General features: G+C 32.1%; 15 protein-coding genes. 11 read left to right on the top strand and 4 right to left on the bottom strand.

Annotation, left to right across the window (positions count from 1 at the left end; translation table 11 throughout):
* The first annotated feature begins 1 nt into the window (after window position 1).
* The 5 genes from AC2VNP_RS06100 (at window position 2) to AC2VNP_RS06080 (ending at window position 8,119) form a co-directional block, all read left to right on the top strand.
* Window positions 2-787: a DUF4391 domain-containing protein gene (locus AC2VNP_RS06100; RefSeq protein WP_486916492.1), complete on the top strand. Its 786-nt coding sequence runs from the start codon at window positions 2-4 to the stop codon at window positions 785-787.
* 13 nt (window positions 788-800) lie between these two features.
* Window positions 801-2,615 carry a site-specific DNA-methyltransferase gene (locus AC2VNP_RS06095; protein ID WP_486916491.1) on the top strand — a complete coding sequence of 605 codons (1,815 nt, stop codon included), beginning with the start codon at window positions 801-803 and terminating at the stop codon, window positions 2,613-2,615.
* Between the two features lie 3 nt (window positions 2,616-2,618).
* Window positions 2,619-5,576, top strand: a complete 2,958-nt coding sequence (locus AC2VNP_RS06090) for a type III restriction-modification system endonuclease (RefSeq protein WP_486916490.1) — start codon at window positions 2,619-2,621, stop codon at window positions 5,574-5,576.
* Between the two features lie 67 nt (window positions 5,577-5,643).
* Window positions 5,644-7,827, top strand: a complete 2,184-nt coding sequence (locus AC2VNP_RS06085) for a Z1 domain-containing protein (protein ID WP_486916489.1) — start codon at window positions 5,644-5,646, stop codon at window positions 7,825-7,827.
* A gap of 67 nt (window positions 7,828-7,894) precedes the next feature.
* Complete coding sequence (locus AC2VNP_RS06080; RefSeq protein ID WP_486916488.1) at window positions 7,895-8,119, top strand: YdbC family protein; 225 nt, start codon at window positions 7,895-7,897, stop codon at window positions 8,117-8,119.
* A gap of 322 nt (window positions 8,120-8,441) precedes the next feature.
* Here the strand turns inward: AC2VNP_RS06080 and AC2VNP_RS06075 are convergent, their stop codons facing one another.
* The 4 genes from AC2VNP_RS06075 to AC2VNP_RS06060 all read right to left on the bottom strand — a co-directional run bounded on the left by AC2VNP_RS06075 (window position 8,442) and on the right by AC2VNP_RS06060 (window position 12,001).
* The gene (locus tag AC2VNP_RS06075) at window positions 8,442-10,058 is read right to left on the bottom strand and encodes a recombinase family protein (protein WP_486916521.1); all 1,617 of its coding nucleotides are present in this window, start codon (window positions 10,056-10,058) and stop codon (window positions 8,442-8,444) included.
* Window positions 10,051-11,472, bottom strand: a complete 1,422-nt coding sequence (locus AC2VNP_RS06070; protein ID WP_486916487.1) for a recombinase family protein — start codon at window positions 11,470-11,472, stop codon at window positions 10,051-10,053. The genes AC2VNP_RS06075 and AC2VNP_RS06070 overlap by 8 nt, the downstream gene beginning before the upstream one ends.
* A 6-nt stretch (window positions 11,473-11,478) precedes the next feature.
* Window positions 11,479-11,649 carry a hypothetical protein gene (locus AC2VNP_RS06065; protein WP_486916486.1) on the bottom strand — a complete coding sequence of 57 codons (171 nt, stop codon included), beginning with the start codon at window positions 11,647-11,649 and terminating at the stop codon, window positions 11,479-11,481.
* A 160-nt stretch (window positions 11,650-11,809) separates the two neighbouring features.
* The gene (locus tag AC2VNP_RS06060; RefSeq protein ID WP_486916485.1) at window positions 11,810-12,001 is read right to left on the bottom strand and encodes a hypothetical protein; all 192 of its coding nucleotides are present in this window, start codon (window positions 11,999-12,001) and stop codon (window positions 11,810-11,812) included.
* Window positions 12,002-12,361: 360 nt separating this feature from the next.
* On the opposite strand from AC2VNP_RS06060, the gene AC2VNP_RS06055 reads away from it, so the two are divergent.
* The 6 genes from AC2VNP_RS06055 (at window position 12,362) to betA (ending at window position 23,899) form a co-directional block, all read left to right on the top strand.
* Window positions 12,362-13,294, top strand: a complete 933-nt coding sequence (locus AC2VNP_RS06055) for a HamA C-terminal domain-containing protein (protein WP_486916484.1) — start codon at window positions 12,362-12,364, stop codon at window positions 13,292-13,294.
* A 10-nt stretch (window positions 13,295-13,304) separates the two neighbouring features.
* On the top strand, window positions 13,305-15,830 hold the full coding sequence (locus AC2VNP_RS06050) for a DEAD/DEAH box helicase (RefSeq protein WP_486916483.1): 2,526 nt from the start codon (window positions 13,305-13,307) through the stop codon (window positions 15,828-15,830).
* A 335-nt stretch (window positions 15,831-16,165) separates the two neighbouring features.
* Window positions 16,166-17,461 carry a hypothetical protein gene (locus AC2VNP_RS06045; protein WP_486916482.1) on the top strand — a complete coding sequence of 432 codons (1,296 nt, stop codon included), beginning with the start codon at window positions 16,166-16,168 and terminating at the stop codon, window positions 17,459-17,461.
* Between the two features lie 248 nt (window positions 17,462-17,709).
* Window positions 17,710-18,480, top strand: coding sequence for a hypothetical protein (locus AC2VNP_RS06040; protein ID WP_486916481.1), 771 nt, complete (start codon window positions 17,710-17,712; stop codon window positions 18,478-18,480).
* Window positions 18,481-19,375: 895 nt separating this feature from the next.
* The gene (locus AC2VNP_RS06035) at window positions 19,376-21,160 is read left to right on the top strand and encodes a hypothetical protein (RefSeq protein WP_486916480.1); all 1,785 of its coding nucleotides are present in this window, start codon (window positions 19,376-19,378) and stop codon (window positions 21,158-21,160) included.
* Window positions 21,161-22,213: 1,053 nt separating this feature from the next.
* On the top strand, window positions 22,214-23,899 hold the full coding sequence (betA, locus tag AC2VNP_RS06030) for a choline dehydrogenase (protein WP_486916479.1): 1,686 nt from the start codon (window positions 22,214-22,216) through the stop codon (window positions 23,897-23,899).
* Window positions 23,900-24,032 lie beyond the last annotated feature (133 nt).

Genomic DNA, 24,032 nt, shown 5'->3' with positions numbered 1-24,032 from the left:
AATGATGAAGATGGTACCCTCTTCCTTTTATCAAAGGATTGGTTTAGACTCAAAACTTAAAGCACTGAATAAAAAGTTAGATAAAAAGATGTTTCATGAGTATGCCGATTTAAATAAAAAAGAAAAAGATGTTATCACAAAATTTGTAGAACGAATTGAACTAACTTATTTGTTTACACCTTCTACGATTAACATACAGCCATACATTGATGAAGATGTACATTACGAAGGAACAATGTTTATCACTGTTCGTTTACGAGAAGAAGCAAACGATAAACAAGTGGCAATAATAGATGAGGTTATACATGGGGCATTGCCTAATCCAGTTATCATTGTTTACACGTTACATGACAAACTCATAGTTACCTCGTGTATGAAAAGACTAAACAAAGTCGATAAAACAAGTAGTGTATTAATCGAAATTCACCGAAGTAATTGGATTGACATGAACAGTATGACAGACATGCAAAATAAATTTATTCAATCTATTCATATATCAAACTTGAGTTTTTTTAACTTTTTTGAGTTTTATAAGGGCATGGATCTTGCTGTAGAAGCACTACAAAATGCTGAAACAACGGGCAGGTATTATGTGGAAAAAGATGAGCATAAACACAAGCAACAACAGCAGCGCATCCAACAAATCAAAAAGCTAGAAGAAGACATTACAAAGCTTAAAGCAACGATAAAGAAAGAATCACAATTTAATAAAAAGGTCGAGCTTAATGTAAAGGTTCAAAAAATAACAAAGCAGATTGCAGAACTGAAAAAAGAATTAGGTTCGTAAGGAGATGATTTGAATGGAAAAGCTAGATGGTAAATCGTTGGATTTAACGAAGACAAATATTGAAACATTGAAACAGCTGTTCCCAGAAGTTGTAACTGAAGGAAAAGTTGATTTTGAGAGGTTAAAACTGATACTAGGTCAAGAAATTGAAGTACATAAAGAAAAATATGAATTTACATGGCATGGGAAAACACAAAGTTTAAAAATGGCTCAAACCCCTTCTACGGGTACATTAAGACCTGATAAAGAATCAAGTAAGAACTGGGATACAACGGAAAATCTATACATTGAAGGAGATAATCTTGAGGTATTGAAACTTCTTCAAAAGTCTTATTTTGGAAAGGTTAAAGTGATTTTTATCGATCCACCTTATAATACAGGAAATGATTTTGTTTATAAAGATGATTTTCAAGATAACATTCAGAAATATAAGGAATTTACTAATCAATCAGCAGTTTCTAATTCAGAGTTAAGTGGTAGATTCCATACCAATTGGTTAAATATGATGTATCCTAGATTAAAGTTAGCCCGTAATTTATTAAAAGATGACGGTGTCATTTTTATCTCGATAGACGAAACAGAGGTAGCAAATTTAAGAAAAATAAGTGACGAAGTTTTCGGAGAAAGTAATTTTTTGACGAATATTATATGGAAGCATACTCAGCAGAGTAAAAATGATGAACCATATTTTTCAAGACACCATAATAGTGTTTTAGTATATAGAAAATCATCGGCTCTAAAAAAAATAAGGGTTGCAAGAACAGAGGAAGATAATAGAGCTTATTCAAATCCAGATAATGATCCGAACGGGGATTGGAGAAGTGGTGATGTCAGAAGCCCCAGTTTAAGGGAGACGTTAAAATATAATATTGAAACGCCAAGTGGCAAACTTATTACTCCACCAGATAATGGTTGGAGATGGTCTAAAGATACTCTCAAAGAAAAATTAAGTACTGGTGAAATTATATTTTCTCAGGACGAGACTAAGATTATAAGAAAAATATATTTGAAAAACCAAGAAGGACGAACTCCAGAAAATGTATTGATTGGAGAACAAGTAGGTACTACAAGGGAAGCGACCAATGAATTAAAAGAATTATTTCCCAAATCACCTTTTGATACACCAAAGCCAACAAGGTTACTAACTTATTTGATTGGTATGGTAAGTAACGGACAAGAAAATGATGTTATACTAGATTTTTTCTCGGGTTCAGGAACAACCGCTCATGCAGTAACATTGTTAAATGCTATTGATAATAGAAAAAGAAATTACATAATGGTCCAAATTCCAGAAAAAACCAGCGAGAAGTCTGAAGCTTACAAAATGGGGTTTGAAAATATAAGCAACGTAGGCTTAGAACGTATTCGTCTTGCTGGTGTAAAGATTGTTAGTGAAACAGGTAAAACAGATTTAGATATCGGTTTTAAAGTATTCAAACTCGATTCATCAAATGTAAAGCTTTGGGATCCTAATCTAGAAGATTTGGAGCAAGGGTTCTTAGATCAACTTGAAAATATCAAAGAAGACCGTACAAGGGAAGATTTAATGTATGAGATTTTATTGAAGATTGGTATTCCTTTAACAACACCAATAGAAGAAATCTCTTATGGTGGCAAGGTTATTTACAATGTCGCCTTTGGTTCTGTTCTCCTATGTTTAGAGGACGAGATTGATTTAGAAATTGTTAATGAAATGATAAAGCTTAAACAAGAAGATTTTGAACCGAAAGTAATCTTTAAAGAATCAGGCTTCTTGAATGACTCTGTGAAAACTAATGCCATTCAAACATTGAAAAAGAGTGGAATCACAGACGTTAGGAGCGTGTAAGTTATGAAGTTAAAGTTTCAATCTGACTTACCTTATCAAAAACAAGCCATAGATTCTATTGTAAATATTTTTAAAGGACAAGAAGTTAGACAATCTAACTTTACTGTTTCTTATGGTGAAGATGCGGGGATGTTCCAGACCGATTTAGGTATTGGAAATCGTTTAGATATTAGCTCGAATGAGATCTTAAAAAATGTACAAGAGATACAAATTAATAATGGACTAGCTCGAAGTGAGTCCCTAAATGGTATGAACTTTACAGTTGAAATGGAAACAGGCACTGGGAAAACGTATGTATATTTACGAACGATATATGAATTAAATAAGCAATATGGTTTTTCTAAGTTTGTAATTGTTGTCCCTTCTGTAGCTATTCGTGAAGGTGTTTATAAATCATTGCAAATAACAGAAGAACATTTTAAAAAACACTATGAAAGACAACCGTTAGAGTATTTTATTTATGACTCTGACAAGCTTGAACAAGTTAGGAATTTTGCGACAGCGACGACAATACAAGTGATGATTATTAATATCGATGCGTTTCGAAAGAGTTTTGTTGATCCTGAAAAAGAGGATAAGGCAAATATTATTCACCGTGCCAATGATCGCCTTAACGGTTATCGTCCAATTGAGTTTATTCAGCAAACAAACCCTTTTGTCATTATTGATGAGCCGCAGAGTGTTGATACAACACCTAAATCAAAAGAAGCAATTTCGTCCCTAGATCCGTTATGTACGTTACGTTATTCAGCGACTCATGTTGATAAATATAATATGATATACCGATTAGATGCCGTTGATGCATATAATGATAAGCTAGTAAAAAAAATTGAAGTGATGTCTGTTCGTTCAGAGCAAGCCTTTAATCTCCCTTATATTAAATTACTAGAAGTAAAAGAACGAAAAGCAAAAGTAGAGCTGGATGTTGAATCAAGCGGAAAAGTAAAACGCATGACTAGGACAGTTAAGTATGGGGATGATTTATTTGATATCTCTGGAGAGCGAGAGCTGTATCGAAATTATATCGTTGAGCAAATTGATTGGTCAGAAGGTAACGAATCAATTGAAATCAATGGTCATTATTTAAACATTGGTGGAACGATTGGTGATATCAATGATGATGATATTAAACGTTATCAAATCCGCACGACAATTCAAGAACATCTTGATAAAGAGCTAAGGTTTAACCACCGTGGTATTAAAGTACTGAGTTTGTTCTTTATCGATAAAGTTGCACATTATAGAGAATATGACAGAGAAGGAAATGCAAACAAGGGAAAGTATGCATTAATGTTTGAAGAAGAATATAAGAAACTAATTAAAAAGCCGAAGTACAACACGTTGTTCAATGATATTGACGTTGATGTTGAAATTGACAAAATCCACAACGGATACTTTGCCCAAGATAAGAAAGGTAAAGTAAAGGATACCAAAGGAAATACGCTAGCAGATTCAGATGTATACAGTTTAATCATGAAAGAGAAAGAACGCTTGTTAAGTTTAAGTGAACCGCTTCGTTTTATCTTTTCACATTCTGCCCTTCGTGAAGGGTGGGATAACCCAAACGTATTCCAAATTTGTACTCTTAAAGATTCGGGTGGTACGTACGTGAGCCGAAGACAAGAGATTGGTCGAGGACTTCGCTTAGCGGTAAATCAAGATGGTAAACGTGTAGCAGACTATAATGTAAACACATTAACAGTGATGGCAAATGAATCGTATGAGGATTTCGTTGCTAACTTACAGAAAGAAATGGAAGACGAAACTGGTGTTACTTTTGGCAAAATTGAAAAACATATTTTTGCAAAGCTTGCTTATGTAGATGAAGAATCAGAAGAAAAAGTAGCGCTTGGATACGATCTATCTAAAAAGTTATATGAGAGTTTAAAAACAAGTGACTATATAGATAAAAAGGATAAGGCTACATCAGTATTAAAAGAGGCATTAGAAAACTATGAAATAGAGATTCCAGAGGAATTTCATCCTTGGAAAGCGGCCATTGTGAAAGAATTGAAGCATATTACAAGTAGTCTTCCTATTAAGGATGGAAGTAAGAAGCGAAAAGTAAAACTAAATAAAGCAGTGGTTGATAGTCAAGAGTTTATTGAGCTTTGGGATAAGATAAAGTATAAAACGGTATTTACGATCGATTTTGATAGTAATGAGTTGATAAGGAATACAATAAAAAATATCCAAAAGATGAATCGTATAGAAAAAATAAGAATCCTTTCTCGTAAAGATGGCATCTCTACTCTTGACCGTGTAACTGGTATCCAGGGTGTTACTGTTAGTGAACGTTTGGAAGATTACATAGATGTTCACCATAATCTTCCGGATGTCATAACAGAATTACAAAATCGTACGAACTTAACCCGTAAAACCATTATAGAAATTTTAACGGGTAGTAAACGGCTTAAAGATTTTAAGAACAATCCACAAAAATTTATAGAAGAAGTAGAAAAAATCATTAAACGAGAATTGAAATTAATTCTTAGAGACGGAATTAAGTATTTCAAAATGGATGATGAGTCTCATTATGCTGTAGAGCTTTTCCAAAATGAAGAATTACTTGCCTATCTGAATGACAATGCACTTCACAGCAAAAAGTCACCTTTCGATCATGTTTTGTATGATTCAGAAATAGAAGAAAGTTTTGCAAAGCGATTTGAAAATGATGAAAATGTCAGAGTATATGTTAAGCTACCTAATTGGTTTAAAATTGAAACACCGGTTGGCAATTATAATCCTGACTGGGCAGCTGTAATTAATAAAGATGGCATTGAAAAACTATACTTTGTTTTAGAAACAAAAGGAACAGATATAGAAGAATTCCTACGACCAGAAGAACAAGCAAAAATTCAATTTGCTCGAAAACACTTTGAAGCAATTAATACAGATGTTGCGTTTGAAGGACCAGAGCATGATGTTAATGAGTTTATGTTGAGGATGTCAAGTCGTTAATGGGAAGTATTTTTAAAAGGAGAATAGCGGAAAGACTATTCTCCTTTTCTATTTAGGGGGAGAACACATGAAAGCTACAAGTATTATAAAAACGAATGGATATTTTTATAATGAATTAGCTAAAAAGAATAACTATGATAACCAGACGAAGCACTGTATAGAAAACACTGTACATAAATTGATTGAAAATAACACAAGTGTGAACAGACCCGGTATGTTACTTGGGAAGATTCAAAGTGGGAAAACGAGGACGTTTATTGGAATTACCGCACTTTCCTTTGATAATGGATATGACCTTACAATTGTTTTGACTAAAGGTACAAGAGCGTTAGCTCAACAAACATATGAAAGACTAAAAAAAGAGTTTGAAGACTTCTATCGAGAAGATGAACTACAAATCTTCGATATCATGAATTTACCAGATAACCTGAGTGAGTGGGAACTTGACCAAAAAGTTATCATGGTCGTGAAAAAAGAAACAAATAACTTAAAGCGCTTGTATCAAGCATTATTTGAAACGTACCCATCTCTTTCTGACAAAAAAGTTTTAATTATTGATGATGAAGCTGACTTTGCTAGCATTGGCTTTTCAAAAACCAAAAAAGAAATTACAGAAATTAATATTATTGCCGGACAGATAGATGAAATTAGAAAGGAATTAAATGATAGCGACTTTCTTCAAGTAACTGCTACTCCATATTCATTATATTTACAACCAGAAAATTTAAAGATAGAAGATTCATCTAAAGTATTCAAGCCGGTTAAGCCTGCATTTACAGAACTTGTACCTGTACCAGATGCATACATTGGTGGAGAGTATTATTTTGAGGAAAGTGAAAATGATGGTTCTATAGCTTACTATATTTATGAACCGATTATAGAAGACGAACTACTAGTATTAAAGAAGTCAGATAGAAGAAAATTTAAAATCGAAGAAGCGTTAACAAGTAAAAAGATTGTATCACTTCGTCATGCAGTAATTAATTTTATTGTTGGTGGAACCATTCGTAGAATGCAGGAAAAACAAAATGGAGTAAGAGCAAAAAAGTACAGTTTCATCGTTCACACTGAACAAGGAAAAGCAGCGCATGAATGGCAGGAAACGGTTGTTAATGAGTTAAAAGCATTATTAAGGTTAGCAATTGATGAAGATCCTGTTCTTGTGTCTGATTTAATCGAAGAGTCGTATAACAGCTTGCAGAAATCATTATTACTCCTAGACTGTGATATTCCTTCTTTTGACCAAGTAAAACATGAAGTGAATATTGCTTTAAAAAAGGATTATTTGACGATAACAAAGGTTAATTCAGAAAAAGATGTTAGTCAGTTATTAGATGAAACTGGACAATTAAAATTACGTACACCTCTTAATATTTTCATAGGTGGTCAAATATTAGATCGCGGTATTACTATTGGTAATTTAATAGGGTTTTACTATGGGCGCAATCCGAAAACATTCCAACAAGACACAGTACTTCAGCATTCTCGAATGTTTGGATACCGTCCACTTGAAGATTTAGCAGTTACACGGTTTTATACAACATCAAAAATCTATGAAGTAATGAAGAAAATGCATGATTTTGATGCTGCTCTTCGAGGTGCATTTGAAAAAGGCACAAATGATAATGGTGTCGTTTTTATTCAAAAGGATAATAAAAATCATATTATTCCATGTTCTCCAAATAAACTACTCCTTTCTAAGACGACTACATTGAAACCAATGAAACGATTGTTGCCAGTTGGCTTTCAAACAGGCTATAAAACACATATTAGTAAAATAGTTAAAGAGTTAGATTCTATAATTGATGAGTATAGTCTCCATTCTGAGGAACCGTTCTTATTAGACTTGAATGTAGCAACTGAAATTATCGAAAAAATTAAAGCAACGCACGATGATACAGTAGGTGAAGTGTGGGATGAACAGTCTTTCATCTCAAGTATGGAGTATTTATCGGTTAATAATGAAGATGACAATGCAGGAAAAGTATGGTGCATCGTTCGGAAAGATCGTAATATAGGGCGCGTACGTCAAGATGGGAAGTATGAAGATGCTCCAGATACTCCAAAGGGTGAGAAAGGTGAATTAAAAATTGCCAAACAAGTAGCTACAAATATCCCTGCACTTATCTTACTTCGCCAAAACGGAGAAGAAGGTGAAAATAAATGGCGGGGAACTGGGTTCTGGTGGCCAGTTCTTGTAACACCGGGGAATACTAAGACTATCATCTTTACTAGTAAGTCTAATGAATAATTTACAACAACAAATTTATTAAAGCAAAATAAATAGGACGTGAACTCAAGAAAGGGTGTTGGATGTAATGGCTGAAATTAAGTTCGAAATTGTAGAAACTATAGCTGTTCTGTCTGAGTCTTCTAAAGGATGGAAAAAAGAATTGAATTTGGTTAGTTGGAATGGTCGTGAACCTAAATATGATTTACGTGATTGGTCATCGGATCATGACAAGATGGGTAAGGGCTTAACACTTTCGAATGAAGAGGTAAGCAAATTAAAAGCAGCATTAAATAATATAGATATAGAATAATCATGCTTTCTAATGAAGTGAAGTAAGTAGCCATATATGATTTTAAATAGCCTGAGAACTTTTTAAGGTATATTCCTTCGGTAAAGTGGGCAGAAAGATAATATGGAATTAGGTTTTATAGGTATCTAGGGATCCCTCGAAGCTTATAATCCCTAATGAAAAGAGTAGGAAAGCCTTGATATCAAGGGGTTTCAGAACTTTTAGAAACAAAAAATATGCTAATGTGCAAAATCTTTAGGTTTAATAAGTAGTGCAATTTTTATTTTTTAGGTAAAGTAAGCAGAAGTTTTCCATAAAAAAGCTGCTGTTTATTAAACAGCAGCTAAGCAGTATCATTAATAGAGTTTATTAAGTTCTCTAGTTCAACATAAGGAGTTAATCGATACTCGATTTTTATATGGTTTTTTCTTTCAAAATCAATTTCTACAGATTCAATAGCGAGTAAGATAATGGACCGCTTTTCTTCCAAAGAGTATTCTTGAATGTTTTGTTTGAATCGGTCAATTAACTCAGATTGTTTACCATCTTTTTGTAATTGCTTTATTTGTTCAAGTGCGATATTTAATCTTGCATTTTCCTTTTCATGCAATTTGATTTGAAGTTCATAACTCTCTTTAAGATCTTTATAGAATTCTTGACTTTGATCAAGCATACTGAATTTATATTTTAAAGATGAGATAATATCCTTTGTTTCATTACTCTTTTTGTGCAAAACTCTATTCCAGCTAATTAGGATACTTTGCATTTCTTTTTGATGTTGATTTAGCTCTTTTGACCATCTTTTTGAAAAGTCGTTCAAGATTACATTATTTAATTCATCCATGTTTATTTTTTGATTACATGAAGGACATCGATAGTACATATATTTCTTTTTCGATTTAACTGGTGTCGAGTTTTTAGTAGCTAGTTTCGTATTACAAGTGCTACATATAGTTAAGTTTCTTAAAATGAAAGGACTATTCATTTTGTCTTTGTTTCTTTTGTACTTTCTAAAGTAACGAGTTATATTCCAGAGATTTGTTCCGATAAGCGCTTCATGGTGTTTGGGTTTAAAGAAAAATTCACCTTCTGGTTTTCGCTTACTATTTTCAAAGCTAGTGCGAGCAAACCAAGCTAAGTCGCCTGCATACCAGTAATTGTTTAGTATATATCTTATGCTTGAATCCCACCAACCCTCGGTTTCCATTAATGGTGGTGGTATATCAGCTTCATTTAGAAGCTTAGCAATCTTGGCTTCACTATAACCATAGCTATATAAATAAAAAATGAGTTGTACAATAAACGCATAATCGTTTGTTTCAAACTTATCAGGTTCCTCAATAGTTAGCGAATAACCCAAAGGGTTACGTGCTGGGGGGCGTTTAGGTTTGGGTTTGTTATTAACTAATATATTATGGAAGTCATATGCTTTAGTTGATTTTTCGACGGACTCTTCATGAGCAAATGATAGTTTTAATTGTACCTGAAGATTATTTTCATCCCATTCGCCATCTATCTTCGTAGTGTAAACTTTAAAGTTGGGCTTGATATCTTTTATTGGTCTTAGAATACCTAAAACAAAATCATCAATTAATCTTGTCTGTCTTGATTCATCATAAAAGATAGTACCAATTGCATTTTTATTACTAAGAATAAAGTTTTTCATCTCTATCATTTTTTCACGCTTTTGAGCTGGAACATGAAAACCAGATGTAGCTTCATCTATAAATAAAACGATAACTTCGAAACCTTCCATTTTAGTTCTTGCTATTACCTCTAACAATTGTGTCTTGAGTGAATGGCCAGATGTTTGTTTTTCATCTGACCAACGAATATATGCTGTTAGAAGTGTTATATTATCCCTATAAATATCCCAAGGCATCTTTGCTATTTCAAAGTTTTCTAATGATTTATCAGTGAGGATATATATTCCATTATGTTGGTAGCAGTAACTACTCATTAAGTTCAATGGGATCACCCTCCTTAATGAATTTACCCAAGTTCACGTAATAAATGATAGAATCTGTGCTAACTTCTATTTTAGAAAAAAATAAATTGGACAAGAAATATAAATCATAGCCTTGTAATTCTCCGCTAATGTTATTTTTAATCATTTGAACGTGTTCTTTTAATTGACTCTTAGCATCTTCGATTTTAATCAATAGAGAGTAAGTTTCTTCAATTTCTGTTTTTGTACTTCTAGCTTTGTAAACTAGCTTTTCGTATTTAGTACTTCGTTCAGGTGAGAATTTTTCTGTAATTTCTTTATGAATTGCAGCTAATTTTCTATTGAGAGTAATAATTTTGGAATCATTAAGACCTTTAAGTTTATTTAAATAAGCAGTAACTTCGACTTTAACCTTGTCTGGATCAATGTTGTTAATAACGTGGTTTAAGTGTTGTGAAATTAAGTTATTCAGTTGATTAACCTCGATTTTTATTTTTTTATGCTTCTTTTGACACACATAATAGCCATTCTCTCCTAAATCTGCAGTTCTAAAATTCATTTTCTGTTTGCAAATGCTGCAATCTGGGGCTACAATGCTATGTGTTGTTGCCACCATCATAGCTCCTACTAAATCCTCATTTAAGTTACTCAGTACTTCTTGCATAGCTTGAAAATCTTCCAATGAAATAATTGGTGTAACGTGGTTGAGTTTTTCGAATCCATATATGGTTTCCATATGTCCTGTATAAAAAGGATTTCTCAAATACTTTAACAAGTTCTGGTATTGTTTATTATTTAAAACTTTCTTGTACGTCATTAGTACTTGGAATAAATCTTCTGCACTTTCAACTTTCATTACATCGTAGAAAAAAGATTTTAGAGAATGTTCAATTTGAGGATTGGGTATATATTTCACATCTTTCTTCTTTCCAATTCTTTGATATCCAAAAATGTTTGAGGGGAATTGTTTATTCGTATCACTTCTTCTAGAAGATATATTCATTCCGTCACTTTGAGCAAACATTCCATACAAAGCCTCAATCGATAGTTTTTTAGAAAATGGTGGCTGATTGCTTGCGGTAAAGATGACCTTTACTCTGTATTTATAAAGTTCTTTTACCAATGCAACATATTCATAGAAATTTCTTGCTAAACGGTCACGATGATAGACAATAATGGTCTTTACTTTACCCTGTTTAATGAGCAAAAGTAGCTCCTGTAACTTTGGTATCTCCTTAGTTGTTAATTTGTTGGCGGAAAAACCTTCGTCCTTAAACCATATGATCTTATCTTCATTAATTTGATGGTTGTTAATATACGCTTTTGCAGTTTGAATTTGCTTTTGAATATCTTGTTGAGCGGTACTAACCCTTGAGTACACAGCAATAAATTCCTCATATATTTGTTCCTTATCAATATAAAACATAAAACTTTACTCCTTTTCTATGATTTTCTCACTTTCCATTAGCAACATTCCTTTCGTAGTTGGAGTTAATTCAAGTTGTTCAATAACAATTTTTTCGATAAGTCTTTTTAAAAAGTATTGAGATTCTCTTTGAAGTTCTTCATTGAAAGCCACTTTAACTACAGGTTTAAAATCCAAAATAATTCCCTCCCGTCAGATTAAAATTAATACAATCATTGACGGGTAGGGAGAAATTTATACTATTTACTTTTCGTCATGTGATTCTAAATCGAGCTGCATCTGGTATGAAAGATCACTTTTTTTGCTATGGTCTCGTGGTAGAATTAGTATCTTTGGCTCAACTGATTGTACTTCTAGCTCCTTGAGTAGTTGAATTAAGTTTTGCACCGTGGTCACCCCCTTGACAGACATAGTAATGAATAAATCTTTGAATAACGTGCTTCGAGATGCCCGCTTCGTCACAAGTGTCTAGTAGTCTATCAATCCATTCTTCATTGAGTTCGCGCTTTTTGCTCTTATCCTCTGTCATTTGAACTTTCCTCCATCTGTCGCTAATAGAAAGAAAAGACCGCAGAACATGGCTATCCCTTTAGAGATAACGTCATGTAACAGCGGTCTTCGCTTGTTTTGTTACATATTTAAAATTTGAATTAACCGGTTAATCGAAAATCATTATATCTTGGGATTTTGGATATTTTAATAGAAAAAGTAATTTTAAAAAAACAATGTAATAATAAAAAAATGAAAATTATTGGATAAGTATGTAAAATTCTGTAGAATTAGACTTGAGGTTACTTTTAAAAGGGTCTTTTACTATATATTGAACTCCAGGGGGTTGGTAGAGGACTTAGCTATATAAATTTTAAAGCAAAAAAGGTGTGAATCTATTATGTACGATTTTATGGAATTAACTGATGAAACAATAGATAACTTGCTAACGCATACTGACTCTTTAATGAACCACATTCATTTTATAAATCAAAGTTTTAACTTGTTACCTAATAAGGAGCATTATGGAACAAGCATTAATTATGTAGATTTACAAGAATACAGAGAGGAGTTTTTGGAGGAACTAGTTAATACAATATGTGAATGGGTTTATTCAAACACTAAAGCAAAGAAAATTATTGATGAATTGATACATGAAGAGAGGCGTTCTGAACAAAATGCCAATTCAAAGCTTAGAAAACTGGCATTAAATTATTTTCGGGATAGAGATGACAGAGATCTAAACCTTCAAGGTCAGATGGGGGAGCTAATATTATTTAATTTTATTCAACACTTTTTCAAGGCTGTTCCTTTAATAAGAAAAATGCCTATAACAACGTCAACAGGTCATGAAAGATTTGGGGCAGATGCAATTCATTATAAAAAAGAAAACCATAAAAATATAATTATATTAGGTGAATCTAAAATATATACAGCTGATTATCGTTTTAGAGCAGCTTTTGAAACATCGGTTACCAGTATTCTATCAACATACTATGATCATAGAAAAGAACTTGGACTTTATACATATGATGATTTTTTAGATGAGAAATTAGATAAAGTTGCGAGGGCTTACAAAAGAGGAAAACTTAAAAACACTGAAGTTCATTTAGTATGTGTAGTAGGTTATAACGAAACAAGTAAAATAGAGAAAATAAGTGAAAACGAAATAAAAAAACAAATTGAAAGTGTATTAATTGATAAGTGTAGCAAGATTGAAAAGGATATTTTTAATGAAATTGATGATGTTTTGCTAGAAAGGATAAATTATATTTTGTTTCCTGTTTGGAAGTTAGATCAATTAGTAAGAGAATTTCAAAATCAAATTAGGTAAGGTGGTTGAAATGTTAGAGGATTATGTATTGAGTGATTCTGACAATAAATTAATAAAAAAGTTATTAAATATTGACCTAGCGAGTGTAGCAAGTAGGCTTGGATTTATTAAAAAAAGACCGACTCTGATACTAGAAGATGATTTACCTAGCATTATTGGACTAATAGATGAGTTATCGAGGAACACTGATGAACGGTCTCATAAAATTGTTACTTTACTATGTGCATTGGTGTATAAGTATAAGGACCAGGATTGGCGTGGTATAGAAGAATTTTTTGTTATTGCACTATCAAGGATTGGTTTATCTCCTACAGCAATAATGATAGATCAGGACTATGACAAAGAAAGTAATAAGCATCTAAGCCTTCATAGCTTTATATCTGAAATATCTGTTGCTTTAAATAGAGTTAAGTATGAAGTCAACATTAATAATAATACTTTTTCATTAACTAAGTTCCAGAGAGAAGTTTGGGAAAAAATTAACCAAGCTCGAATAACTGGTATCTCGGCCCCTACGTCAGCCGGCAAGTCTTTTGTAATTGCATTAAAGGTTATGGAGACATTATTGAACAATAATGGAACAGTTGTATACATAGTTCCTAATTTAAGTTTGGTTTCTCAAGTTTCCTCTGACTTTAGAAAATTGCTAAATATGTTCGGATTAAAACAGTACCAGATATTAAATACTTATTATGAAGAACATAGTAATGTGAATAAAGTTTATGTATTGACACAAGAAAGAGCTATTGGTGCTTTTGCATATAATGCAAATCCTTACCCAGAATTAAGGTATTTAATTGTGGATGAGATTCAAAACATTGAAAGAGTAACAATGGATAACGAAGACCGTGCAAAAACTTTATATGATACTTTAATAGAATTTAGATATAACACAAAACCTGAGAAGATAATAATTTCTGGACCTAGAATAAATAAAATAAAAGAGTTGGCTGAGGATATCTTCGGAGAAAAAGCAGAACAGGAAGAAACAATGCACTCACCGGTGGTAAGTTTAACATATTCAGTTAGTAAGAAAAATAATAATTATTATATTAAGCAATATTCCGATGTTTTAGATGCACCAAATGTTCTACAAATAACTAATTCGGTTGATATAAAAGGTATTGGTCAGCAAAGGTACACTGAAAATTTCCATAATTATTTAGTATCTGTTTTAAATTCGTTAGGTAATGACTCTATTAATATAATTTTTTCCCCAAATTCTATACAAGCAAGAAAAACAGCACTAGCTATTAAGGAAAGTTTGTCAAATGTTAATCAAGAGGTATCCTCTTTGATTAAATATGTAGAAAAGACTGTACATCCAAAATATGACTTAGTCGAAACTTTAAAAAAGAATATAGCTTATCACCACGGTAGACTACCGCATCATATTCGAAAAGTTCTTGAAAGTGCCATTTCAGAAAAAGTTATAAAAAATATTGTATGTACTACAACTCTTATGCAAGGGGTAAATCTCCCGGCACAAAATGTAATTATTAGAAATCCTAATCTATTCGTTGTAAAAAGAAGTTCAGACCCGCCTAAATTGTCAAACTATGAATTTGCTAATTTAAGAGGAAGAGCAGGGAGGTTATTAAAAGATTTAATTGGAAGAACGTATGTTATGGATGAAAATTCGTTTGTAATAGAACAAAGTGAACAAGAAACTTTTTTTGATGATACCGAAAAAGAATTAAAGACAGGATATGAAGAGAAATTCAATAATAATAAAGATTTTATTGTACAATGTCTTGAGGAAAATATACCCACAAGCCAAGATTTTAATAATGCATATTTATTACCTTACATAAGATATAATATTTTAAAATATGATTTAGGAGCAAAGGACAAACTAGAGTCTGTGGGGATAAGTATTTCTTATGCTCAATTAAAAAAGATTAAAAGTGCCATCGAAAAATTATCTATACCAAAAGATATTTGTTTTCAAAATAGATATTGGGACCCTGTAGAATTGAATAAGATGTATAATGATAAAAATAAACCGTACTTACCACATTCACCGATTGAAAGGAATCTATCAAATAACTTATATTATGTAATCCACTTTATGAAGGAATACTACCCATATTACTATAATAAATACTTAGGTATAAACAATAATGGTACAATACAATCACTATGTATCAATTCAGAGAAATGGATTAAAGAAACTTCCTTAGCGGATATACTTAACACTAATTATCATAACGACTCAAGTAAAATTGAGAAAACAATTTCAACGCTTCAAAATACAATTACTTATAAACTTTCAGCATTATTAAAGCCAATCTATACCATTGTATATCCGGATAGTAATTTTTTATCTTTTCTTGAAATGGGGGCTTATAGAACAGTTCCTAGAAAATTAATAGAAATGGGTATTCCAAGGGAAACTGCTATATTTTTAACTGATAAATATTTATTAGATATTACAGAGGAAGAAAATTTAGAGTATAAAATTCAAAGTAAACTTAGTAAAGAAAGTAAAGATATGGATCACTGGGTAAAAGTACAGTTAGATGCAATTTTGTAAAAAACAAGATAGATTAAAGGAAACATTCTTAGTTGTCTGCTTTTATATGTAATAAATTTAAGTGAACATTTGCTAACATTATGCTGGCGATATGAAAGTGAATGAGGGCTTCTCATAAGTTGACCAAACTTATGAGAAGCTCTTTTTATATTTCTTGCGTCACATGACACACTCCCAGCTCTTACTATTGGGTCATTGATGTAGATAGTTAGCGATTAAGTTATTCAACACTTTATAAATAAAAACAACCAAATTCATGGTAAAATATTCTAGTGTCATATTTAATTCTTTGAAAAATGGAAGTGTCGAAAATTTACTAAAAGGGGTTGTTGTAAATGCAGGGAGTTTTTATTAATATAACTCTTTTCCTCATAGTGACAATGATAGTAGTTTTTTTAACTATTAAAAGTATAGCAAGAGTTAATAACTATAATAGAACATCGAATCAAGATAGATTTGAGAAAATTATTACGGTAGAAAGGAATAATGAAAGTCATGAACTACCTTGGGAAGTAAAAGGTATAGATAGTTTTGAAATAAAGGAATATGAGCCACCACAACTAGTACCTCTAAATAGAAGTTTAAAGGATAATATTAATAATCTTGTCAAACTAACTCCATCAACTGCAGATATTCTAAAAACGGATAAGAAGGTCATTATAAAATTTAGTGAAGAGATTGTAAATAAAGTGAAGTCTGGCGAATTAACGTTGATGAAAACAAAGGGAGCGGCAAATGAATATAGAGCAATGGTAATTGATTCTAAACATAAAATCCATGGTCATGGTTCAATTGGGATAAAGAATGTGAAAAAACTAAACCCAGCACAATTAGCTAATGTTGCACTTGGAGTAATGACCGTTATTTCGGCACAAGAACATTTAGAAAATATCAACCAAAGGTTAAATATTATTGATAATAAGGTTAATACACTATTGAGATACAACAGAAATGATAAACTTGGAAGAATCCAAGGGGCGGTTCGATATTTAAAATCTATATTACCTGATCTGCAAAAGGGTATCATAAATAGTAACCATGCATATTTTGCTAAAATTGAGGATATCTATCTTGATTGTTACCAAGATTTACAATCTATTTTTATAGAACAGCCGAATATTATTAATAGCATTAAAAACGTAAAGGAAGTAATTAAATATGATATAGATAGTGTTGTAACAGAGGTTGAAACTATAGCTATCACGTTTGAAAAAGATCTATCTCTATGCTTTGGGAACCTAGAATTAATGGTCATTTGTTTAAATTTGAGAACCTATATTGAAGGAACTGATGAGGTAAGTCTTTTAAGGCTTACTGATATTGAAAGTGATTATAAGAAAACTATTAATCATTTAGATGATTTTAATAGAATAACAAAAGGAAAACAAATAAAGCTGGATGGGAAATTTAGATTTGAAAGTGCAGTTAATGTACGTAAAGAAACATTAGATGGAAAGATCACCGACCTTAACAAGAAAATCACCAAAAATATCATAGATATGGAAGAACAACTAAACCAATTAAAACAAGGGAAAAATGCAGATTTAATAAATGAACAAATTGACCTACAAGTAGAATACGATGAAACAGGTGAAATTACTGCTTTGTATAAGTTAAAGAAGGTCAATTAGTTGAAATGTTTTAATTCTACTTTGGGGATGATTACAAATTCTCTAAAAATACTGTTAAGAATGTAATTGAGAAACTTAGAAGATGTAAGTTTAACTTAAAAGAATTATTATGGGAAATAAGATGTATAAGTCTATGATATTAACTATCTAATTTAATGTAGTTGAATAATTCACTAAAAAATGCTAACGTTCAGCTATTGTAATTAATAGAAAAACAGCATTTTTCGGTATAGGTAAGGAGATAATTTATGGAATATTTAAATGAAATAATAATAATGATTACTGTTTTTTTATTAGGGTTATTTACATGGAAATTTCTGCCTGGTTATATGAAAGAAAAAGGAAAAAACGTTGCTACCAAAGAGGACATTGCTGAGATTACTAAACTTACTGAAAATGTTAAGGGAGATATTCAAAAGGATCTTGAAACCCATAAACGGAGTTTTGATGTTGAAATAGAGGAACTAAAGTTAAAGCAGAATCAACTATTCACTAATTTTGAATTATATACAACTAAAAGACACGAGTGTTACCCTGAACTATTTAAACTTATAGAAATATGTAATGGCTCTATTAGAAGGTTAAGAGGAACACAGAGGGTATTAACATTTGAAAATGCTAATGCTAGCGATGTTAAATCTTATATGGAGAATAAACTGTTCACATCTAATGATATTGAACTTATTTTAAGTTACTGGGATACAGATAAAAATAATGCTATTTCTTTGTTAAATAAAAGATTACAGAGGCTCAATTATAATGAAGCAGAGGAAAAGTTTATTGAAGCGAATGATTATTATTACTTCATGGTACTTTACTTATCGGAAGAAGTTGAAAATATTGCAAGAGATCTTTTAAAAAAACTTCACGGATTATGGGTGAATTTTGACCCAGATTATCCTTGGGACCAAATAAGGGTTAATGAAGAATGGTTATCTAATGACGAAGTAATTGTCCAAATTGAAGAATTAAGAAAGAAGCTGAAGTTAAAAATGCGCCATGAACTCTTGCCAAGTTAGGAAAGGTCATGTAAAAAGTTATCTGTAACTAACTTATTCTTATTTGATTACAATACCAACCCGGTACAAATTTTTAAAAAAAGTTAGTCAACTAAAGGTGGAGTTCTTGTTAAAGCAATTAAATGCTTGCGTTGTTTTTGCTAACATTATGCTAACGCAATCCAGTGAAAAACAATAAATCCCCGTTAAAGATGTTACAGTAACAAATTAACAAATCCTTGATAAACCGCACTTTACGCACACGTCGTGTAAGATATTACACACTCTCACCTAAGGGAACAGCTTCCAAGGGAAATATAGAAAATTGGTCCGAATTAAGTATTATAGATAAAATATAAACTGTGTTTGTTAAGGATGTTAATAACTACATTCTGATTTTGAGTTTTCACGCCTAACTAACAAACATGCAAGAAAACTACTATAAGATGTACATTCAAGTTAATCGAACAACTCATTAAAAGAGAATATAGCCTTGACCTTTAATTATTTTTAAAAAAAGAGTGCGGGAAGGAAATAGTCTATTTTACATGGGAGCTTCTTATGGAGAATTATTATGCTGAGAGTAGTAAGGAAGTCTATGTAGATTTATGCGGCAAATCGGATTCAGAAATAATTAATCTAGCGATTGTTACTAAAAATAGAAGATGACTTTGTTAATTATCATCTAAATAAATTAGAGTCTTATTACTAAGCTTCAAAAAGATAATCAGCTTAATAATATTTCTTTAGATATCAATAATAATCTTGTAACTAATTCAATCTTTGGTAGCTACAAGAACTCAAGGTTTTTATAGATTTGAATTAGATAAATTTTTGTAGAAACCTAGGAAGTATAGGGGAATATTAGTTAATAAGATTTAAGTACATAAAAGAATATTATTGTGAGGAGTATATTATGCCTACTACTGATGTGGAAAATAAGGAAATTTTATATGATGAAAAAATAGTAAGTTTCTATAATGAGTATATAGAAGCTATTAATGAATTTTTAGGTTTTAAGATAACATTGTTTTTTGATGAAGATAAATATGAACTTGATTTAAGAGTGAATGATATCTCAGAAAATATTTTAGCAATTGTAGATATTTATATTAATAAAATGAAAAGAGTTATTCTGGAAGTTCTGGTGGGATTTTACAAAACATATAAAGAATTAGAATATAAGCCAATCTATAACCACATTTTAATAGAGGATTTGGTTCACGGTTTTATAACTTACAATAAACAAGACTTTGATGTTAAAAGACTTTCATATTTTATAGATAATTTAAAGCGATACTGTGGAAAGACTTATGAACAGCAGGGGAATCAGTTCAGCTTTATTATTATAAAGAATAATGATATTAATGTGAAGGAACATCTACTAAGTCTTTCGATTGAGTTTATTCCTGTTAGAAACGAAAAGTCACATGTTCTATTAGAAGATAAGCAAAGTTTAAAACTAATCGATTCAAAGTCACTATCATTTGTTGTAGATTCAAGCTATAACATAATAGGGTTAGCCAAAAAATTGAAAGGTAAACAAAGTATATCTGACATTATGAATGATAGAGAAAGAGATTTTGAGGAATCACATATTAAGTTTTTCTCTTATGAGTTAGCAACAGATGGTTCCTTAGATCAAAACAGTTCAACAAGCAATACTTTTGGGTTGGCAAATAAAGATAATTTTGAAGAAACTAAAAAAAGAGTTGAGAGATATAAAGATGAACTAAAAAGTTATGTCCAACTGGTAGATAAAAGAATAAATATTGATCAAATTATTAATAATATGCACGAATATAGAGAGTTATTACCAGAAGAAATTATTCAAAAATTTTCAAAATACCCTAAAATAATTGAGGGGTTCAATAAGTTAAGAAACTTATTACAAATAATTAATAATTTGAAAGAATTTCAAGATCCTCAAACTCAACTCGAAGAGTTGGAGAATCGTCAAAATGAAATAGAGTCATCATTAAAGTATTTGGAGGATTTACTCAATTCTATTAAAGCAGAGAAAGAGAAGTTAGATAATTTAGATTTTGTCTATATAAATAAGAAGGGGATTTACTGGAAAGAATCGGCAGAGTATGAAATTACATTTCAGAATGGACAATGGAAACTTAGAAACCTCTTTTTTCTCAGAAGTATTTTATCTAATTTTATACTGGAGCAATATATTCAAGAAAGTAATGGTATCGAGTACATCCGAGATAAAATTGAGTATTCAGTTCCAAGAGCTATAGATTTATATAACTACTTAAAAAACTTATCAGAGAAAAACATTGGCGCTTTAATATGCTTATTAAAAAGAAGTAACCATTATACTTCGACGATTTATAAAAGGATATTAAAAGGTGGAACTCCTCAAGCAACAGAGTATAAAAAAATTATAGAGACTCAAATAGGCAATTCATTGAACATTAGAAGTTGTGATAAATACCTTTTTGAATTAATTTCTTCTGTTGATGGAGCAGTAATAATGGATTATAAATTAAATATTCTTTTGTTCGGAGAAATAATAAATGATAATGAAATTAATAACAATGAGGTAGAAGAAAATCCTCCTGTAAACATATATAGGGGTGCAAAGACCAATGCAGCTTATGTAGCTTCAAAATACTCGTTAGCAATAAAAGTGTCTGAAGATGGAGATATACAAATTTTTGATAATAGACAGGAATTAATTAGGGTTTAATTTATCACAACTATTCTTCGTTTTAAAATTAAATAATAAGCAAAAGAAAATTTTTATTGTTACTTATTAGACAGAAGAATATTTTCAGTATGGATTTTATTGACCAAATAGTGTTAAATGAAAAATGTTCTCTACAATAGATTGTTTGGTACAATGTTTTGGGCAATGGCAATAGATAGAAGCAATAATTGATGCTATTTATTTTAATGTCGCTGTGTGTATTGATAAGGCAGGTTGCGTTTTATTCTTTTTTATTTTTATTCATAAACCAAATAGGTTGATTACAGTTTGCTAACCAAATGCTAACGCACTCATTTCAAAAACGTAAATTCAGGTTAAAGATGTTACAGTAAGAATTTAGAAAAACCTTGATATATCGCACTCTACGCACATCACGTTAAAGATAATATACACTCCCACCATAGGGGCGGCATGATGTAATAAGCCGCTTCACTCCTTGATCTATAAGGATTTTTAATTAATTTGCTAACACTTACAAAACATTAGAAGCTTCTCAAAGGATCCAAAATCCCTTGGGAAGCTTCTTTTTCATTTCTTTTGTTATATGACGATAGGTGATTGTGTACGGTGCTGCTAATTACATGATTGTATTTTCCTTCATAAGTGAATGCAAAAGATATGTAATTAAGAATAGACATTAGTTTACAAAAAAATGATAATATGATAAATTAAAAACATTAAATATGTTAAATAAAAATTTAACAAAATTAACACTAAGGTGAAATGTTAGATCCACATGAATGAATTGGGTCTGGTTTCCATATTACATCAACCACATTTTACTCAGGTAAAGGGTAGAGTAAAATGTCGGAACTGATATAAGTTTCGCAAAATCGGATTGGTGGAGGACTTAGAGGTTAAGGATTTTATTTAATCTCAACCCTCAGGCACTAAATGGGTTAAGTAAATTTTATTTAAAAAACTATAAAACTATTAACTGTTTTTAATAACTGTAGGAGGAATTCGAGTGAATACTATTAATATACTTTTGAACACTTCAGTCAATTGTCAACATCTAAGGAGGTACGGAAAATGAATAAAACATATGACATTGTTATCATTGGTGGCGGTAGTGCAGGTTCTGTACTGGGTGACCGTCTAAGTGCAGATGGGACACGTAGTGTTCTTGTATTAGAGGCAGGACGTAAGGACTTTTCATGGGATTTACTTATTCAAATGCCAGCAGCTTTGCCCTTCCCAGCAGGGAAACCGATGTACGATTGGAGATACGCATCTGAACCGGAGCCTCATATGAATGGACGACGTATCAAACATGCCCGTGGAAAAGTGCTTGGAGGATCAGGCTCAATCAACGGGATGATTTTCCAAAGAGGAAACCCATTAGATTATGAACGTTGGGGAAAAGATCCAGGGATGGAAACATGGGATTTTGCACATTGCCTTCCGTATTTTAAGCGAATGGAAAATGCTTTAGCTGCTGATCCAAATGATGAATTTCGTGGTCACGATGGTCCACTTAAATTGGAGCGAGGTCCAGCTACGAATCCTTTATTCCAAGCTTTCTTCGACGCAGCTGTTGAGGCTGGTTACTCAAAAACACCTGATGTCAATGGTTTCAGGCAAGAGGGCTTTGCTCCATTTGATAAGCATGTGTACAAGGGTAGACGGTTTGGGCCTTCTCGTGCATATCTTCATCCGGCTATGGAGCGTGAAAATCTAACTGTACTAACACGAGCATTTGTGACAAGTATTGATTTTGACGGAACACGCGCAAACGGTGTGACATATCAACGAAACGGAAAGACTCATCAAGTCACTGCAGGTGAAGTAATACTTTCAGGTGGTGCCATCAATACCCCTCAGTTACTTCAACTTTCAGGAGTAGGTGATGCAGATCACCTTCGCTCACTTGGCATTGAACCGGTAGTGAACCTACCAGGTGTAGGTGAAAATCTTCAGGATCATCTTGAAGCCTACATTCAATACGCTTGTCCATTACCGGTTTCTGAGCAGCCTAACTTAAATAAATTAAAGATGCCATGGATTGGTTTACAATGGTTACTTGGGCGTAAAGGTCCAGCAGCAACCAACCATTTTGAGGGTGGAGGTTTTGTTCGTTCAAACGATGACGTTGAATATCCAAACTTGATGTTCCATTTCCTTCCGGTAGCTGTGCGGTATGACGGACAAAAAGCAGACACGGCTCACGGCTTCCAGGTACACGTCGGACCGATGTACTCTGATGCTAGAGGTTCATTAAAAATTCGTTCGAAAGATCCTAAAGAACATCCGAGCATGGTCTACAACTATCTTTCAACTGAACAGGACCGCCGTGAGTGGATTGAAGCGGTAAAAATCTCACGTGAAATTATGTCTCAACCCGCTATAGCACCGTATAATTCGGGAGAAATCTCACCTGGTCCTTCTGTTCGTACAGATGAAGAGATTTTAGAATGGGTAAAGAATGATGCTGAGACTGCACTTCATCCGAGTTGCACGGCAAAGATGGGTCCAGCATCTGATCCAATGGCCGTGGTAGATCCGCTAACCATGAAGGTACATGGGCTCGAAAATGTACGTGTGGTTGATGCGTCGGCCATGCCTTATGTCACTAACGGCAATATCCATGCACCGGTGTTGATGCTCGCGGAAAAGGCAGCGGACATCATCCTTGGACGTACACCGCTAGAGCCTATTAATACCGATTTCTACCGTCATGGAGTACATTCACCCGACGCAGGGACAATAAAAGCATAAGCTAAACAATGCTTTCATAAGATGATCTCTTTTAAAATGTATTTTTACAAAATGAATTTAAATATTGTTTAATTGTTTTTTAAATACAAAAGAAGTTAGTCTTTCCAAATAGGAGGGACCAACTTCTTTATTT

It is taken from the genome of Alkalihalobacterium sp. TH-98 (genome assembly GCF_057473385.1).
This window is presented reverse-complemented; position numbering and strand designations above follow the sequence as displayed.

Coding starts and splice junctions, on each gene's coding strand:
- AC2VNP_RS06035 (WP_486916480.1), top strand. CDS start 19,376: ATGCCTACTACTGATGTGGAAAATAAGGAAATTTTATATGATGAAAAA.
- AC2VNP_RS06080 (WP_486916488.1), top strand. CDS start 7,895: ATGGCTGAAATTAAGTTCGAAATTGTAGAAACTATAGCTGTTCTGTCT.
- AC2VNP_RS06075 (WP_486916521.1), bottom strand. CDS start 10,058: ATGAGTAGTTACTGCTACCAACATAATGGAATATATATCCTCACTGAT.
- AC2VNP_RS06090 (WP_486916490.1), top strand. CDS start 2,619: ATGAAGTTAAAGTTTCAATCTGACTTACCTTATCAAAAACAAGCCATA.
- AC2VNP_RS06095 (WP_486916491.1), top strand. CDS start 801: ATGGAAAAGCTAGATGGTAAATCGTTGGATTTAACGAAGACAAATATT.
- AC2VNP_RS06100 (WP_486916492.1), top strand. CDS start 2: ATGATGAAGATGGTACCCTCTTCCTTTTATCAAAGGATTGGTTTAGAC.
- AC2VNP_RS06040 (WP_486916481.1), top strand. CDS start 17,710: ATGGAATATTTAAATGAAATAATAATAATGATTACTGTTTTTTTATTA.
- AC2VNP_RS06070 (WP_486916487.1), bottom strand. CDS start 11,472: ATGTTTTATATTGATAAGGAACAAATATATGAGGAATTTATTGCTGTG.
- AC2VNP_RS06055 (WP_486916484.1), top strand. CDS start 12,362: ATGTACGATTTTATGGAATTAACTGATGAAACAATAGATAACTTGCTA.
- AC2VNP_RS06060 (WP_486916485.1), bottom strand. CDS start 12,001: ATGACAGAGGATAAGAGCAAAAAGCGCGAACTCAATGAAGAATGGATT.
- AC2VNP_RS06050 (WP_486916483.1), top strand. CDS start 13,305: ATGTTAGAGGATTATGTATTGAGTGATTCTGACAATAAATTAATAAAA.
- betA (WP_486916479.1), top strand. CDS start 22,214: ATGAATAAAACATATGACATTGTTATCATTGGTGGCGGTAGTGCAGGT.
- AC2VNP_RS06085 (WP_486916489.1), top strand. CDS start 5,644: ATGAAAGCTACAAGTATTATAAAAACGAATGGATATTTTTATAATGAA.
- AC2VNP_RS06045 (WP_486916482.1), top strand. CDS start 16,166: ATGCAGGGAGTTTTTATTAATATAACTCTTTTCCTCATAGTGACAATG.